The following is a 16,959-nucleotide window of genomic DNA, read 5'->3' as shown; positions in this document are numbered from 1 at the left end:
GATACTCCTGCCAATGAGTGCCCCATGTTTAACAAAGGATTGTTCCTGGCCTGTGCGCTGGCCTTGCTGAGCGCTTGCGATTCCTCGACCTCCGACAAGGCGGCGACCCCTTCGGCTCCGACAGCGGCAGTGCCCGCGGCCAAGGCCCGGCCCGTGCAGGATGTCGCTGTGCTCAAGCAACGCTACGCCGGTCGCGAGTTGAACGTGGTGGACGTGTCCGAGGTGCAACTCGACGGGGCCAGCACCCTGTCGGTGAGTTTCTCGGTGCCCCTGGACCCGCAGCAGAAGTTCGCCGATAAGCTGCACCTGGTGGACAGCAAGAGCGGCAAGGTCGACGGTGCCTGGGAGCTGTCGGACAACTTCATGGAACTGCGCCTGCGTCATCTCGAGCCGCAGCGCAAACTGGTGCTGACCGTCGACGCCGGGCTGCGCGCAGTGAACGACGCGACCCTGGCCGCCGAATACGTCAGTCGCCTGGAAACCCGCGACCTGCAGGCCACAGTCGGGTTCGCCAGCCGCGGCACCCTGTTGCCGACCCGCCTCGCCGAAGGCCTGCCGGTGATTGCGCTGAACGTCGACAAGGTCGATGTCGAGTTCTTCCGCATCAAGCCTGAGTCGCTGCCGGTGTTCCTCGCCCAGTGGGGGCGCAATAACAGCCTGCACAGTTACGAGTCCCGGGAACTGCTGCCGATGGCCGACCTGGTGTATGGCGGCCGCTTCGACCTCAACCCGGCGCGCAATACCCGGGAAACCCTGCTGCTGCCGATCGCCGGGCTCAAGCCGCTGCAACAGCCGGGCGTGTACCTGGCGGTGATGCGCGCCTCGGGCACCTACAACTATTCGCAACCGGCGACCCTGTTCACCCTCAGCGACATCGGCCTGTCGGTGCACCGTTACCAGAACCGCCTGGATGTCTTCACCCAGGCCCTGGAAGGCGGTAAGGCGCTGGACGGCGTCAGCCTGGAACTGCTGGACGGCGAAGGCCGCGTGCTCGGCCAGGGCAAGACCGAGAAGGGCGGCCATGCCGAGTTGCCGCTGCCGAAGAAAGCCGAAGTGCTGCTGGCCCACCAGGGCGAGCAGACCAGCCTGCTGCGCTTGAACGGCGCCGCCCTGGACCTGGCCGAATTCAATATCGGCGGCCCCCAGCCCCATCCGTTGCAGTTCTTCGTGTTCGGCCCCCGCGACCTGTATCGCCCGGGCGAAACCGTGCTGCTCAACGCGCTGCTGCGGGACAAGGACGGCAATGCGGTCAAGCCGCAGCCGGTGAGCGTCGAAGTGCGCCGGCCGGATGAGCAGGTCAGCCGCAAGTTCGTCTGGGACGCCGATGCCTCGGGGCTCTATCAGTACCAGTTGCAACTGGCCGGCGAAGCGCCGACCGGGCGCTGGCAACTGGTGTTCGACCTCGGCGACGGCAAGCCGCAACTGTACGAATTCCTCGTGGAAGACTTCCTGCCCGAGCGCCTGGCGCTGGAACTCAAGGGCAGCGACACACCGCTCAAACCGGACGAGACCGTCGAGATCAGCGTCAATGGCCGTTACCTGTATGGCGCCCCGGCCGCCGGCAATCGCCTGAGCGGCCAGATCTACGTGCGGCCGCTGCGCGAGGCGGTCAAGGCCTTGCCGGGCTACCAGTTCGGCTCGGTCACCGAAGAAGAGCTGAGCCAGGACCTGGAGATAGAAGAGTCGACGCTGGATGAAAACGGCGAAGAACTGATCGCCCTGGAAAGCAAATGGGCCGAGGCCCGTTCGCCGCTGCAACTGATCGTCCAGGGCAGCCTGCAGGAGTCGGGCGGTCGCCCGATCACCCGGCGGGTGGTGCTGCCGGTATGGCCGGCGGACAGGTTGCCGGGGCTGCGCGCGCTGTTCGACGGCGCGGAAACCGACGGCGATGGCCCGGCCGAGTTCGAACTGCTGGTGGCCAACAATGAAGGCCAGAAGCTGGCGGCGGACAACCTCAAGGTGCGCCTGGTGCGCGAGCGCCGCGACTACTACTGGAACTACTCGGAAAGCGACGGCTGGAGTTATCACTTCAACGAGAAATTCCTCACCCAGGACGAACAGGTCCTGAGCATCAAGGCCGGCGATACCGCGAAGGTCAGCTTCCCGGTGGAGTGGGGCCCTTATCGCGTCGAGGTCGAAGACCCGCAGACCGGGCTGGTCAGCAGCCTGCGTTTCTGGGCCGGTTACCGTTCCCAGGACAACGCCGAAGGCGGCGCGGTGCGGCCCGACCAGGTCAAGCTGGCGCTGGACAAGCCGCTGTATGGCGACGACGACACCGCCAATGTCACGGTGACCCCGCCGGCCGCCGGCAAGGGTTACCTGCTGGTGGAGTCCAGCGACGGTCCGTTGTGGTGGCAGGAAATCGACGTGCCGGCCGAAGGCAAGAGCTATGCGATCAAGCTCGATCCGAAATGGGCGCGCCACGACCTGTACGTCAGTGCGCTGGTGATCCGCCCCGGCGAGCGCAAGGCCAACATCACCCCGAAACGCGCGGTGGGCGTGTTGCACCTGCCCCTGGATCGCACCCAGCGCAAGCTCGGCCTGACCCTGAGCGCGCCGGAAAAAATGCGCCCCAAACAGCCGCTCAAGGTGAAGATCCAGGCCAGGAACGCCGATGGCAGCGTGCCGAAGCAGGCCCATGTGCTGTTGGCGGCGGTGGACGTGGGCATCCTCAACATCACCGAATACCCGACCCCGGACCCTTACTCCAGTCTGTTCGGGCGCAAGGCCTATGGCGCCGACCAGCTGGATATCTACGGCCAGCTGATCGAAGCCGGCCAGGGCCGCCTGGCCAGCCTGGCCTTCGGTGGCGACGCGGCGCTGGCCAAGGGCGGCAAGCGTCCGGACACCAGCGTCACCATAGTCGCCCTGCAAAGCGCGCCGGTGACCCTGAACGAGCAGGGTGAAGGCGAAGTCAGCGTCGACATCCCCGACTTCAACGGTGAACTGCGCCTGATGGCCCAGGCCTGGACCGACGAACGCTACGGCATGGCCGAAGGCAAGACGGTGATCGCCGCGCCGCTGATCGCCGAGCTGTCGGCGCCGCGTTTCCTCGCCGGCGGCGACCAGACCACCCTGGCGCTGGACCTGTCCAACCTGTCGGGCAAGGCGCAGAAACTCGATGTGCAACTGAGCGCCGAAGGCCAGCTGGCGCTGGTCAACGAAACCCGTCAGAGCGTGCAACTGACTCAGGGCCAGCGCACCACGTTGCGGATTCCGGTGCGGGCGCTGGGCGGCTTCGGCCAGGGCAAGGTCAAGGTGCTGGTCAATGGCCTGGACCTTCCGGGCGAGAGCCTGCCACCGTTCAGCCGCGAATGGACCCTGGGGGTGCGACCGGCTTACCCGGCGTTGCTCAGGCATTACCGCGCGGTACTCAAGGATCAGCCCTGGAGCCTGCCGGAAGGCGAGCTGGCGGCGTTCGAGCCGGCCGGGCGTGAAGCATTGCTGAGCCTGTCGAGCCGGCCGCCGCTGAACCTCGGCGAGCAGATCCGCGCACTCAAGGCCTACCCCTACGGCTGCCTGGAGCAGACCACCAGCGGCCTGTACCCGGCGCTGTACGCCGATGCCGTCAGCCTGAAACGCCTGGGCCTGGAAGGCGAGCCGGATGCCGAGCGCAAGCGCAAGATCGAGCTGGGCATCGAACGCCTGCTGGGCATGCAGCGCTACAACGGCAGCTTCGGCCTGTGGGGCGCGGACGGCGAGGAGGAATACTGGCTGACCGCCTATGTCACCGACTTCCTGCTGCGGGCCCGCGACCAGGGTTTCGCGGTGCCGGCCGAGGCGCTGAAGAAGGCCAATGAACGCCTGCTGCGTTACCTGCAGGAGCGCAACCTGATCGAGGTCAACTACAGCGAAAACGCCGAGCACACGCGCTTTGCCGTGCAGGCCTACGCCGCTCTGGTATTGGCACGCAGTCAACAGGCGCCGCTGGGCGCGCTGCGCAGCCTGTTCGAACGGCGTACCGATGCGCGCTCCGGCCTGCCGTTGGTACAGCTGGCCATCGCCTTGCAGAAAATGGGCGATCAGCCACGGGCCGAGCAGGCCTTGACCGCGGGCCTCGCGGCTTCGCGCAACAGCAAGGACTGGCTGGCCGACTACGGCAGCCCGCTACGGGATCAGGCGCTGATCCTGGCGCTGCTGGAAGAGAACGACCTGGCCAAGGGCAAGCGCGAGGAGCGGCTGTTCGAGTTGTCCGACCAACTGGCGGCCAGCCCGTACCTGTCGACCCAGGAGCGCAACTCGCTGTTCCTCGCCGGTCGCGGCCTGCTGGGTAAGCCGGAAGCCAACTGGACCGCGCAACTGAGCAGTGGCGCCGAAAGCCGCGAGCTGAACAACAGTCAGCCCGGCCTGAAGCTGCAAGGCGCGTTGCTGGCGTCGCCGTTGTCGATCAGCAATCAGGGCAGCGAGCCGGTGTACCAGCAACTGACCATTTCCGGTTATCCACAGCATGCGCCGCTGGCCGGTGGCGAGAACCTGAGCATTCGGCGCGAATACCTGGGGATGAACGGCCAGCCACTGAACCTGCGGGCCCTGGGCAGCGGCGACCTGGTGCTGGTGCACCTGGCGGTCAGCGCCAAGCAGCGGGTGCCGGATGCCCTGGTGGTGGACCTGCTGCCGGCCGGCCTGGAACTGGAAAACCAGAACCTGGCGCAGAGCGCCGCCAGCCTGGAAAACGCCAGCAGCCAGGTCAAGGAATGGCGCGAGTCGATGCAGAACGCCAGCCTCAAGCACCAGGAGTTCCGCGATGACCGCTATGTGGCGGCGCTGAACCTGGACGGCTACGACAGCGTCACGCACCTGCTGTACCTGGCACGGGCAGTCACGCCCGGCACTTACCGTGTGCCGCCGCCGCAAGTGGAGTCGATGTACCGGCCGAACTGGCAGGCCGTGGGTGAAACCCTGCCGGAGATGGTGATCAAGGGGCGTTGAGAAGGGCGATCGCGGCAAGCGCGTTCCTTATGTAGGAGCGGGCTTGCTCGCGATACGACCGCGCAGCGGTCGTCTATCGGTCAGTGCACCACCCAGCTCAGCAGCCACAACCCCAGCAGCAGCCAGATAATGCCCATGACGATCGAGGCGCGCATGAAGGCGCGGACCGCCGAGTACAGCAGCATCAGCCCGACGATCAGGGTGATGATGCTGATGATCGAGGTGTCCATGCCCAGCGCCCGCGACAGGCCGTCGATAAAGTTGCCGCCGGCGTTGGTCAGGGCGTTGAACAGACCGCTGAGGCCATCGACGATAAACCGTATGACCGAGCCCAGCGCCTGGCCGAGCCATTCAAAAAAGCTTTCTACCTGCATGCGTGCATCCTGATGAAAAAGTTGGCGTGCTTGCCAGACCTGAGCCTTTGGCCATCAATCGCGCTGGCGAGTTCCGTTCCAAGCATAGAGGTTCGCGGGTTTGATTTTTCGATTAGTTGCATCGCGCCTGCGCAGTTTTTGGTGGCGAATATTTGGCCAGGCACAGTCGCCCGGCTTGCCATCGCCGCAACCAAGCGGTCGCCGAGGCTGGCGCATCCTGCGGGCCGTGCTGGGCGGCCTGTTGCTGCTATGGGCCGGGCTCTGGCTGGCCGACCGCATCTGGCCGTTGCCGCTGCCCAAGGATGATCTGGCGCGGGTGGTGCTGGCCGAGGATGGCACGCCACTGTGGCGCTTTGCCGATGCCAATGGCGTCTGGCGCTATCCGGTGCGCACCGACGAAGTCTCGCCCTATTACCTGGACGCGCTGCTGACCTACGAAGACCGCTGGTTCTACAGCCATCCCGGGGTCAACCCGATGGCGCTGGCGCGTGCCGCCTGGCAGAACCTCACGGGCGGGCGGGTGTTGTCCGGCGGCAGCACCCTGTCGATGCAGGTGGCGCGCCTGCTCGATCCTCACTCGCGAACCTGGCACGGCAAGCTGCGCCAGCTGTGGCGCACCGCGCAGCTGGAATGGCACCTGAGCAAGCAGCAGATTCTCACGCTCTACCTCAACCGCGCGCCGTTCGGCGGAACCTTGCAAGGGGTGGCCGCGGCCAGTTGGGCTTACCTGGGCAAGTCGCCGCAGCACCTGACCCACGCCGAAGCGGCGCTGCTGGCGGTACTGCCCCAGGCGCCGAGCCGGCTGCGCCCGGACCGGCATGCCACGCGGGCACAGGCGGCCCGGGACAAGGTGTTGCAGCGCCTGGCGCAGTTCCAGGTCTGGCCGCAATCGGCGGTGGCCGAAGCCTTGCAGGAACCCCTGTTGCTGGCGCCGCGGCTGGAGCCGAGCCTGGCGCCCCTGCTGGCGCGCCGGCTGAACCGCCCGGACAGCCCACCGCTGATCCGCACCACCCTGGACGCCAACCTGCAACGGCGCCTGGAAGACCTGCTTTTGGGCTGGCGCGCGCGCCTGCCGGAACACACCTCGGCGGCGATCCTGGTGGTCGAGGCGCAGACCATGGCGGTGCGCGCCTACCTGGGCTCGGTGGATATCAACGACGCCCGGCGCTTCGGCCATGTGGACATGATCAGCGCCATGCGCTCGCCGGGTTCGACCCTCAAGCCCTTCCTCTATGGCATGGCGCTGGATGCCGGGCTGATCCATTCCGAATCGCTGCTGCAGGACGTGCCACGGCGGTATGGCGACTACCGGCCGGGCAACTTTTCCATGGGCTTCAGCGGCGCGGTGTCGGCCAGCACCGCCCTGGCCACCTCGCTGAACCTGCCGGCGGTGCAACTGCTGGAAGCCTACGGGCCGAAACGGTTTGCCGCCGAGATGCGCATCGGCGGCATGCCGCTGACCCTGCCGGCGCTGGCGGAACCGAACCTGGCGCTGATTCTCGGCGGTGCCGGCAGCCGCCTGGAGGATCTGGTCAGCGGCTACAGCGCCTTCGCCCGTGGCGGCAAGAGCGCCAGCATCCGCCTGCAACCGGACGATGAGTTGCGCGAGCGGCCCTTGCTGTCCCCCGGTTCGGCGTGGATCGTGCGGCGCATTCTCAGCGGCCAGGCGCGCCCGGACCGCGACCCGCGGGCTGAGCTGGTACAGCGCCCGGTGCTGGCCTGGAAGACCGGCACCAGCTACGGCTTTCGCGACGCCTGGGCGATTGGCGTCGGGCCGCGCTACCTGGTAGGCATCTGGATCGGCCGCCCGGACGGCACCCCGGTGCCGGGGCAGTTCGGCCTGGCTTCGGCGGCGCCGTTGATGCTGCAAGTGCACGATGTGCTGATCAACCGCGACAGCCAGCGCGGCATCAGCGCACCGGTGCAGCCGGTGCCGATGAATGTCGGGGTGGCGGCGATCTGTTGGCCCCTGGGCCAGCCCATGAGCCGCAGCGATCCGAACTGCCGCCGCCAGCGTTTCGCCTGGACCCTGGACGGCACCACGCCGCCGACCTTGCAGGCGGCGGATCAACCCTTGGGCGTCGGCCTGCTGGAAAAAGTCTGGGTCAATGCCAAGGGCCTGCGGGTCGACGCCAAGTGCCCGGGGGCACAGGCGCGGGATATCGCGCTGTGGCCGGCGCCGCTGGAGCCCTGGCTGCCGCGCATCGAACGGCGTGAAGCGCGCCTGCCGGCCAACGACCCGGAGTGCCCGGGGCCAGCCCTGGCGGCAGCGGCGCCGTTGTCCATCGTCGGCGTGCGCGAGGGTGATCGCTTGCGCCGCCCGGCGGCCAGCCAGGACCTGCTGCGGCTCAAGCTGTCGGCCCTGGGCGGCAGCGGCCGGCGCTGGTGGTTCGTCAACGGCGAGCCGCTGGGCGAGAGTGCCAACCAGGACAGCATCAACGCCAGCTTCGAACGGTTGGGGCCATATCAACTCAGCGTGCTGGACGAAGGCGGGCAGACGGCGCGGGTCGAGTTCAGCGTTATCGATTGAGGGGGCGGTGCGGGCCTTGCCTTCATTCGCCATCCCCCCGAAGCTATACGCCTTCAGGAGACCCCGATGAACCTAGACGAACTGACCCAACGCCTGCACGCCATTCGCGACCGCAATGACTGGCGGCCATTTCACAGCCCGAAGAACCTCGCCATGGCCGCCAGCGTGGAGATGGCCGAGCTGGTGGAAATCTTCCAGTGGCTGAGCGAAGACCAGTCGCGGCAACTGCCGGCCGACAAGCTGGCCCATGCCGGCCAGGAAGTCGGTGACATCGTGCTGTACCTGTTGCTGCTGTGCAGCGAACTGGGCCTGGACCTGGAGCAGGTGGTGCGCAGTAAGCTGGCCGACAGCGAACGGCGGTTCGGCTGATGAGCGACCGTCATTTCGACCAGCTGGCGACCCGTTTCGCCGAAAAGATCTACGGCGGCGCCAAGGGCGCGATCCGCCTGGCGGTGCTCCAGGCCGACCTGGCCGAAGCCTTGCCGGACCGCCCGCTGCGGGTGCTGGATATCGGCGCCGGGCTGGGGCATATGTCGCTGTGGCTGGCCCAGCGTGGCCATCAGGTGACCCTGGCCGAACCGGCCGAACCGATGCTCGAGGGTGCCCGCCAGCGTTTCGCCGAGGCCGGCCAGCAGGCGACCTTTATCCAGGCGCCCTGGCAGGACCTGCTGGGCCAGCTCACCGAACCCTACGACCTGGTGCTGTGCCATGCGGTGCTGGAATGGCTGGCCGAGCCCCACGCGATCCTGCCGGTGCTGCATCAACTGACCACCCAGGACGGCTGGCTGTCGCTGGCCTTCTACAACCGCGATGCGCTGATCTATCGCAACCTGCTCAAGGGCCACTTTCGCAAGATGCGCAAGAACGACATGGCCGGCGAGAAGCAGAGCCTGACCCCGCAACAGCCCCTCGATCCGCGGGAACTGGCGGCGCAACTCGACGGTTTGTGGCGGGTCGAAACCCAGAGCGGGGTACGGGTTTTCCATGACTACATGCCGGTGGAATTCCAGGCCCGCGCCGAGTTGCTGGACCTGTTGGAAATGGAGTTGGCCCATCGTCGTCACCCAAGCTTTGCCGGGCTTGGGCGTTACCTGCACTGGATTTGTCGTCCGGTCTGAGCGGAGCTCGAAATGAAACGCCACGCTGGTTTGCTTGTGCTGTGCCTGGGGCTGGCGGCCTGCCAGAGCCCCAACCCCTATGTCGCCAGTTCCAATCCACTGCCGCCGGCACCGCCACAGGCGGCCGGGACCTTCGACCGCAGCGCCTACCCAGCGCCCCAGCGCGACTATGGGCGCTATCGCAGCTGGGCCTGGCGCAACGGGCGCCTGCCCAATGGCTCGGCCTGGGCCGATTCGGCGCAGGTCGCCGAGGCGGTCAGCAACGCTCTCGACCAGCGCGGCCTGCGCCCGCTGCACGACAACCGTCCGGCGGACCTGTGGGTCAGCGCCGACCTGCACCTGGAAAAACGCCTGCGCCAGGTGCAGGACGACTACGGCTACGGTTACGGCGGTTATGGCTACAACCGCTACGGCCCCGGCTATGGCATGTACAACACAGTGCCGGTGGTGCGTACCTACGAGGTAGAAGTCGTGGTGGTACGGGTCAACCTGTTCGACGCTAGCAGTGGCCAGCCGGTGTGGAGCGCCAGCGCGGAAACCTCGAGCCAGGGCAGCCTGAGCGAGCGCGCCGATGCGCTGCGCGAGGCTGTGGAAAAGGCCATGGCGGCGTATCCTCCTAGTTAGCGACATCCCTTCAGGTGCATTTGCTCTTCTGGAGAAACATCATGTTCCGCCCTCTTGCTTTACTGGCCCTGGCCGCGCTGCTCAGCGCCTGCGCCGCCAACCAGGTCAACCATGACTTCGACGCCAGCCGCGACTTCGCGGCCTATCGCAGCTGGAGCTTCAAGGAACCCGCCCTGCAATACCGCCCCGACGATCCGCGGATCAAGAGCGACCTCACCGAGCAGCGCATCCGCCAGGCCGTCAGCGATCAGCTCGACCAGCGCGGCCTGCGTCCGGCCGCGGCGGGTAAAAAGGCCGATCTCAACGTCCAGACCTACCTGATCGTCGAGAACCGCCAGCAACAGGTCACCACCAATTACGGTGGCGGCTGGGGTGGCCCGTGGAACGGCTACTGGGGCGCGCCGATGTACAACGAAACCCGCAACATCACCTACAAGGTCGCCACCATCCAGATCGACCTGCTCGATGGCAAGGACGGCAGGCTGGTGTGGCGCGGCAGCGACGAGCAGATACTCAGCAGCACGCCGAACCCCGCCGATCGCAGCACGGCGATCAGGGAGACCGTCGGCCGGATCCTGGCGAACTATCCGCCCAGGTAAGTTGCTGCATTCCACCACGGGGCGGGGGCTGCACGGGCCCTTGCCCCATGCCCAAACACAGCGCTGGCAAGTCGCCAGCGTTGTATTCCAGCCTTGACTACACTCCTTTCACCCAGCGGAGGTTGCGCCCGGCGGTGCGCCGGCAAAGGAGTGCTCCATGTTTTCCCGCACGCAGTTTTCCGGACCGGCTCGGCAGCGTGGCGCTATTGGTCTGATAGGGGCGCTGGCGCTGGGCACGGCGGTGTTGTGCACCCTGGTGGTGGTCGACAGCGGGCGCCTGTACCTGGATCAGCGTGAGTTGCAGCGGGTGGCCGATAACGCTGCGCTGGAGGCGGTGGCGCGGGGTGGCAATTGCCTGGCGGGGGGCAGCGCGGCGGTATTTGCAAGAGAAAGCGCGGTGCGCAACGGCTTTGCGGTGGGAGACGACAGACCGCTGACAGCCACCTGTGGCTCGCTGCAGACCGGTGCCGACAACCTGCGCACCTTCAGCCCCAACGCCAGCCAGGCCAGCGCCATCCGAGTGGTGGTCAGTGAAGCGGTGCCCACCAGCATCGCCCTCGGCGTAACCAATCTGTTTTCCGACAATCCCGTCAGCACCACGACCTCGTTGAGTGCCACGGCGGTAGCAGCTCAACCCAAGCCACCGCTGGCGCAATTGACGATTCGCAGCACGCTGGTCGACCTCAATCTGTTGAACGGCGCCCTCAGCGGCCTCGCGGGTAGCGCGATCAATGTCAGCCTGCTCGGTTGGCAGGGCCTGGTCGATACCGACATCAGCCTGCTCGGTTACCTGAAGCAGCTGGCCGTCGACCTGAATGTGAGCGCCGGAAACTACAGCGAACTGCTCGACGTCGATACCGACGTCACCCAACTGCTCCAGACCAGCATCAGCGTGGCCCAGAAGAACGGCGCCACCGCCGAGGTCCTGACGGCCCTGGGCAGCATCAAGGCCGCTGCGATCAATACGGCCCCGGTGAAACTGGGTGACCTGTTGAAGTTGCAGACCGGCACCGCGGACTCCGGGCTGGATGCCAGCGTCCAATTGCTGAGCCTGGTCGAGGCGTTCCTGCAACTGGCCAGCAGCCAGAGCGCCGCGGCGGTCGAGCTGCCGGTGAGTGTGTTGGGGCTGGCGGGCGTCACCACCCGGGTCAAGATCGTTTCACCTCCCGAGTTCGCCATTGGCAACCCGGAACTGGCCGCCGTCGACCCGCTGGGACCCAATCGCATCTATGTACGTACCGCTCAGGTGCGGGCGTTGCTGACGGTGGATCTCTCGCTGATCAACAGCGTGCTGCAGGCGGTGAATGCCCTGCTGTCGCCGGTGGTGGTCACGCTCAATACGGTGCTCAGCGCCAATCTCAGCTGTGTGCTCGGTGGCCCCTGTGTAAAGACTGACCTGCTGATCCTGCCGAACGGCGCGAACCTGGATGTCAGCCTCGAAGTGGCGGCCGGCGACAGTCATGTCACCGGCTATACCTGCGTCAGCGACAGCGACAACAGTCTTTCCGTCGACACCACCACCTCCGCGGTCAAGCTCAAGGTCGGTCGAGTGGACGCCAGCAACTGGGCGTCTTCGACCGCTCAAGTCAGCGTGAGCCCGTTGCCTCTGGTGGATATCGGCGCGAGGACCTGCCAGGGGCTGCTTGGCCCTTGTGGGGCGCGCGTCTCGTTTGCCGGTGGTGGCAGCGAGTTGATGATCGACACATCGGTCGCCGGTACCCACGAGCCGAATTTCACCTTCGTCAATCCGCCGAAAATGAAGCAGGAACTGGCGGACGACGATTGGCACAGCGTGACCGCCTCCAATGTGGTCAGCAGCCTGCGCGCGTCGCTGACCGGCATCACTCTGATTGAGCATCCGCCCAGCATCGGCAGCCTGCTCGGGGTGGTGCTCAATACCTTGCTGTCGGCGTTGAACACCGTAGTCGGCCTGCTGGCCACGGCTATCGGCGCCTTGCTCGGCCCGTTGCTGGACCCATTGCTGAACAATGTCCTGGCGGTGTTGGGCATCGATCTGAGCAAGGTCGAGGTGGGCGCCAACCTCACCTGCGGCCAAACCGGCCGGGCCTATCTGGTGATCTGATCGGTCTGTACCAACGGCAGGTCGATGCAGAAGCAGGCGCCTTCGCCGGTGTTGCTCACGCTCAGGCGCCCGCCCATGTTCTCGACTATGCCGTAGCTCACCGAGAGCCCCAGGCCGGTGCCCACGCCGACCGGCTTGGTGGTAAAGAACGGCTCGAAGATGCGCCCCAGCAGGCGCGGGTCGATGCCGCCGGCATTGTCTTCGACCAGCAGCCGCACCCGCTGCGGGTCATATTCGGCGCGTATGGCGATCCAGGGCCGCAAGTCCGGATCCTGCTCGCGCCGGCCGAGCAGCGCATCCCGGGCATTGACCAGCAGGTTGATCAAGACTTGCTCAAGCTGGTCGACATGGCCCCGCACCTGCACGTTGAAGTCGATTGGCGTGACACGCAATTCAACACCTTTGCCGCGCATGCCGTCGGCCAGCAGCGACAGGCAGCCTTCCACCGCCTGGGCCGGATCGAAAGGTTGTTGCTCGATCTCCGAGCTGCGGCCAAACACCCGCATATGGTCCACCACCCGGCCGGCCCGCTGGACCTGGGCATCGATGCGCTTGAGCTTGTCCTGCAGGTAGTCGAGTTGCACGTCGCCGTTGTTCAGGCGCTTGAGCACGTTGATGATGGCCATGCGCATCACATTCAGCGGCTGGTTGATTTCATGGGCCAGCCCGGTGGCCATTTCGCCCAGGGTGGCCATCTTCGCGCTTTGCATGAGTTGCAGCTGGGAGCGGCGGACTTCGGTGTTGTCGCGGCCGACGGCCTGGATCTCCCGCAGGCGTCCTTGCTCGTCGAACACCCCGCGGTCGGACCAGACCCACCAGGCATGTTCGCGCCCCGGCAGTTGCAGGTTGATTTCCGCGGTGCTGACCGGGAATTCCGGGGTCAGCTGGCGGATGCGCTGCACGAAGGCGGCGTGTTGTTCGGCGGACAGCCAGTCACCGAGGTTGGCTCCGGCCAGTTGTTCGGGTGGGCATTCCAGGTAGGTCGCCAGGGGCCGGTTGCCGAAGGTCAGGGTCAGGTCGGGCAGGTAGCGGCAGATCATCGCCGGGGAGTCTTCCACCAGGATCCGGTAACGCTCCTCGCTGAGTCGTATCTGCTCGGCGGCCAGGGTGGCGTCGGTGACGTCCAGCCACAGGCCGACGGCTTCGACCGGCATGCCCAGGTCGTCGCGCAGCAGCCTGGCCTCGTCGAGCACCCAGTGGTATGCGCCACGGCTGTCGAGCAGGCGGTAGCGGCTGCGCACCGCGCCTTCGCGCAGCAGTTGCCGGTTGCGCTCGAAGTAGCGGTCGCGGTCGTCGGCATGCACCCGTTCCGCCAGTGCGCCGTCCTTGCAGTCGTTCAGGGTCCAGCCGAGCAACGGCTGCAGGCTGTCGCTGAAAAACGTCGGCTGCAGCGCACCCTCGACATAGCGCTGGACATAGATCACCGCCGGCGAATGGGCGATCAGGTTGTCCAGCCGGGCGTGGGCCGCGGCGGCCTGCTGCTCCTGGTTCTTGATGTCGCTGATGTCCAGCATGAAACCGACGAAGCGCTGGTTCTGGCCAATGCCCAGGGCTTGCCCCTGCAGGCGGTACCAGATGGCCGGCAGGTGCGGGTCGGCCCGCTGCAACCGTACGCAGAGCAGCAGCGGTTTGCCCTGTCGCAACTCTTGCAGGCGGCTGCTCAGTTCCTGGCGATCGGCGGGGTGGATCAGGGCCAGCCAGGCCTGCAGCGACAGGCGCCGGGTCTGGGGTTCCAGCAGCAGGTTGAGGGCCAGCTGCGGCGCCAGCTGGATCTCGTTGTCCTGCGCGAACAACTCCCACCAACCGGTGCCGAGCAAACCTTGCAAGGCCTCCAGGCGCTCCAGCTGGTGATGGTGCTGCTGTTCGCGCAAGCGTCCGAGCAAGGGGCCGGCCAGGGCGGCACTCAATTGCAGCCAGTCCCGTTCGCTCAACTGCGGTGCCTGCTGGCGTACCGGGTAGAAGCCGCAGAGCAGCCAGGCCGCGACACCGTGATCGTCGCGAAAGGGCACGACAAAGCCCTCGCTGCTGCCGAACGCACGTTGCAGGCGCGGATGCTCGCCAAGGCCTTGAGTGAAGATCAGCGACTGCGGGGCATTGCCGTTCAGGCTGTCCAGCCCGGTGCCCAGGACCTGGCCCTTGTGCCACAACTGCGGTGCATCGGCGGCCTGATACAGGCCATGGATGTACCAGCCCTGTTCCAGGTCGTCGAGCAGCGCCAGGGCGAGGCAGGGGATATGCCAGTGCTGGGCCAGGGCATGGAGTTGCTCATGCAGCACCTCGGGCAGGCGAAAGAGGCTGCACAGGCGCAGCTGTTCGCTGATCTGCACGGCGAACTGCTGGCAGTCCTGGCGTTGCTGCGCCTGCTGGCGTTCCAGCAACAGGTCGCCGATGTCCAGCAGGTGCAGGAGCCAGCCTTGGGTGGACGGTTGCACCCAGCCGCGCAGGTGCAGGGTTTGCCCGCCGGCGCCATGGAAGTCCAGGTCGAGCATGTGCCCCTGCCAGTCGCCAGGGCTGCCTTCGACACTCAGCGCGCTGTGCGCCAGCAGGTAGTCCAGCAGCGGCGCCGGCCCTTCGGCGGCCGGCGGCTGGGCCAGGGCGTGGCGCAGCGGACCGGTCATTTGCAGCACCTGGGCGTTGTGGTCCAGGTGCACCAGCAGGCCGACCCCGGGCGTGGCCAGGGGCGGCGCGGGAGGAAGCGCCTGGGGCGTCGTCCGGCCGAGAAAGCGCCCGAGGAGTTTGTCGCCCGAGCTCAAAATTGCAGACTCGACTGGGCGCTGAGGTTCGCGGGCAGGGCGGGCACGCTGCCCAGGCCCGGCAGCACCAGGAAGGGGATGACCTGTCTGAGCTTGTCGGTGGAGTAGTGGACACGGACCGTGAGCAGGCCACCCGCGTAAGTCACGGTGGCATCGCTGGCGTTGTTGGTATTGAAGTTGAAAGCCTGCGGAATCCAGGTCAGTTGCTCGCGCAAGGTGTTCTTCGCGCGTGCTATCAGGGCGGCGTCATAGCCGGGCGTGGCGGGGTCCAGGGCAACGCTGCGCCGCACCGCTTCGGCAGTGGCCTTATTGAAGGACTGCACCATCAAAAGCGGCACGCTGTAGCTGACCAGGGCATAAAACACGGCGAAAAAAATGATGAAGACCATGGCGAACTCGATGGCCACGGCACCTTTTTGTTTTTCTGGCAGGTCGACTTTCACGGCGGCGTCTACCCTGACTGCTAGTAGGTCAAGTCAGCATAGAATCATTCAGCCAGAAGGGATGTTTTTTAACCGATGCAGCATTGGATTCTATTGGCTTGGCTGGGGCTGTGCGCGGTGCAGGATATCCGCCAGCGTCATCTCGCCAACGGCTTGACCCTGGGTGTCGCGCTGCTGGCGTTGGGGTACTTGCTGTGGGCCGGCAACACCTGGCTGGGCGCCGACGCGGTGCAGGGGGGCAGGGCGCTGTTGCTGGCGTTGCTGCTGACCGTGCCGGGCTATGTGCTGGGCCGGATGGGCGGCGGCGACGTGAAGCTCCTGGCGGCCCTGGGGCTGGCGTCCGACCCCCTGCACCTGCTGGGTACCTTCATCGGTGCCGCGTTGGCCAGCGGCCTGTGGTGGTTGCTCGCGCCCAGGCTGTTGCCCGCGGCCGACCAACCGCTGGCAAGGTCCTTGCGATACCTCGATCCGCGGCAGGGGCAAAAGTACGCCTTTGCCCCTTTCGTCCTGGTCGGCATGGCCCTGACCCTGCTGTGGGCCCGCTAGTCGTGCCGCCTATCTCTATGTACATAGTCGGAAAGTAGTCTACGTTTATTCTGTACCTGCCCGAAGTGGACGCGGCAGGGCAGGAACATTCGTCTTGGGCTTGCCAGGCATGGAGTTGCGCGTGAACAAGCTTATATCCCGCATCAAAGTACTCGTGGTCGACGACCAGCCGTTGATAGTCGAAGAGCTTTGCGAGTTTCTTGAAGGCAGCGGTTATCGCTGCGTCCCTTGTGAGTCCAGCCGCCAGGCGATCCAGCAGTTCAATGAAGATGCCGAAATCGGCCTGGTACTGTGCGACCTGCACATGCCCGATCTCGATGGCATCCAGTTGGTGCAGGAGCTGCAGCGTCTCGCCGGCAAGCATCGGGTCTTCGAGGCCATCATGCTCACCGGCCAGGCCGACAAGCAGGATGTGATCAAGGCCTTGCGCGCCGGCATCGCCGATTACTACCAGAAACCGATCGACCTCGATGAGCTGCTGGCCGGTCTGCAACGCCAGGAGGAAGCGTTGCAGGAGCGGCAGAAAAACCTGCAGCTGGGGCACCTGAACCAGAAGCTGCAGTTCCTTTCCGAATCCATTGACGATCTTTACCAGGATCTGGACAAAGTACGTCGCGCGCCACTCGCGCCACCGACGACGCAGGCGTCGGACCAGGGCGGCGAGGCGGAGCAGATCGAAATCCCGGCGATCTTCAATCAGCTGTCGCCCCGGCAACTGGATGTGGCCCGCCTGGTAGGCAAGGGGCAGACCAACTACCAGATCGCCTGTGAACTGGGGATCACGGAAAACACCGTGAAGCTCTACGTGTCCCAGGTGCTGCGCCTGACCCATATGCACAACCGTACCCAACTGGCATTGGCGCTGGCACCGAGCAACTCGGGGTTGCGCCAGCGCGTGACCGCCCACTGACGCCTCCCGCCACGCAGTAAACCCCAGCAGTAGCGAGCGAGGGTTTGCTG

At 66.0% G+C, this 16,959-nt stretch carries 12 protein-coding genes; 9 read left to right on the top strand and 3 right to left on the bottom strand.

All coding sequences use genetic code 11. From position 1 onward, the window contains the following. Positions 1-24: 24 nt before the first annotated feature. The gene (locus AC07VU_RS07785; RefSeq protein WP_495029690.1) at positions 25-4,929 is read left to right on the top strand and encodes an alpha-2-macroglobulin family protein; all 4,905 of its coding nucleotides are present in this window, start codon (positions 25-27) and stop codon (positions 4,927-4,929) included. An 80-nt stretch (positions 4,930-5,009) separates the two neighbouring features. Here AC07VU_RS07785 and AC07VU_RS07780 read toward each other — a convergent pair whose 3' ends face one another. After that, positions 5,010-5,303, bottom strand: a complete 294-nt coding sequence (locus tag AC07VU_RS07780; RefSeq protein ID WP_007921634.1) for a hypothetical protein — start codon at positions 5,301-5,303, stop codon at positions 5,010-5,012. A 217-nt stretch (positions 5,304-5,520) separates the two neighbouring features. Here AC07VU_RS07780 and pbpC point away from each other — a divergent pair, with 217 nt between their 5' ends. From pbpC to AC07VU_RS07750, 6 genes are all read left to right on the top strand, one after another. Continuing rightward, entirely contained in the window at positions 5,521-7,833 is a 2,313-nt protein-coding gene (gene pbpC / locus AC07VU_RS07775) for a peptidoglycan glycosyltransferase PbpC (protein WP_495029828.1), read from the top strand. 66 nt (positions 7,834-7,899) lie between these two features. Next, positions 7,900-8,202, top strand: coding sequence for a MazG-like family protein (locus AC07VU_RS07770; RefSeq protein WP_007928682.1), 303 nt, complete (start codon positions 7,900-7,902; stop codon positions 8,200-8,202). After that, positions 8,202-8,951: a methyltransferase gene (locus AC07VU_RS07765; RefSeq protein WP_007928683.1), complete on the top strand. Its 750-nt coding sequence runs from the start codon at positions 8,202-8,204 to the stop codon at positions 8,949-8,951. Before AC07VU_RS07770 ends, AC07VU_RS07765 begins: the two co-directional genes overlap by 1 nt. Positions 8,952-8,963: 12 nt before the next feature. After that, positions 8,964-9,575, top strand: coding sequence for a DUF4136 domain-containing protein (locus tag AC07VU_RS07760; RefSeq protein WP_087092542.1), 612 nt, complete (start codon positions 8,964-8,966; stop codon positions 9,573-9,575). A gap of 41 nt (positions 9,576-9,616) precedes the next feature. Next, a complete protein-coding gene (locus AC07VU_RS07755) occupies positions 9,617-10,174 on the top strand; it encodes a DUF4136 domain-containing protein (protein WP_495029689.1) in 558 nt (185 codons plus the stop codon). 157 nt (positions 10,175-10,331) lie between these two features. Beyond that, complete coding sequence (locus AC07VU_RS07750) at positions 10,332-12,257, top strand: TadG family pilus assembly protein (protein WP_495029688.1); 1,926 nt, start codon at positions 10,332-10,334, stop codon at positions 12,255-12,257. Here the strand turns inward: AC07VU_RS07750 and AC07VU_RS07745 are convergent. Continuing rightward, a complete protein-coding gene (locus AC07VU_RS07745) occupies positions 12,242-15,010 on the bottom strand; it encodes a PAS domain-containing sensor histidine kinase (protein WP_495029687.1) in 2,769 nt (922 codons plus the stop codon). The two genes, AC07VU_RS07750 and AC07VU_RS07745, sit on opposite strands and share 16 nt — an antisense overlap. Further along, positions 15,007-15,453: a TadE/TadG family type IV pilus assembly protein gene (locus tag AC07VU_RS07740; protein WP_495029686.1), complete on the bottom strand. Its 447-nt coding sequence runs from the start codon at positions 15,451-15,453 to the stop codon at positions 15,007-15,009. Before AC07VU_RS07740 ends, AC07VU_RS07745 begins: the two co-directional genes overlap by 4 nt. 75 nt (positions 15,454-15,528) lie before the next feature. On the opposite strand from AC07VU_RS07740, the gene AC07VU_RS07735 reads away from it, so the two are divergent. Next, positions 15,529-15,999 carry a prepilin peptidase gene (locus AC07VU_RS07735; RefSeq protein ID WP_102680528.1) on the top strand — a complete coding sequence of 157 codons (471 nt, stop codon included), beginning with the start codon at positions 15,529-15,531 and terminating at the stop codon, positions 15,997-15,999. Between the two features lie 121 nt (positions 16,000-16,120). Continuing rightward, entirely contained in the window at positions 16,121-16,909 is a 789-nt protein-coding gene (locus AC07VU_RS07730; RefSeq protein ID WP_495029685.1) for a response regulator transcription factor, read from the top strand. Positions 16,910-16,959 lie beyond the last annotated feature (50 nt).

The organism is Pseudomonas sp. GW821-FHT02B10 (genome assembly GCF_059421865.1).
This window is presented reverse-complemented; position numbering and strand designations above follow the sequence as displayed.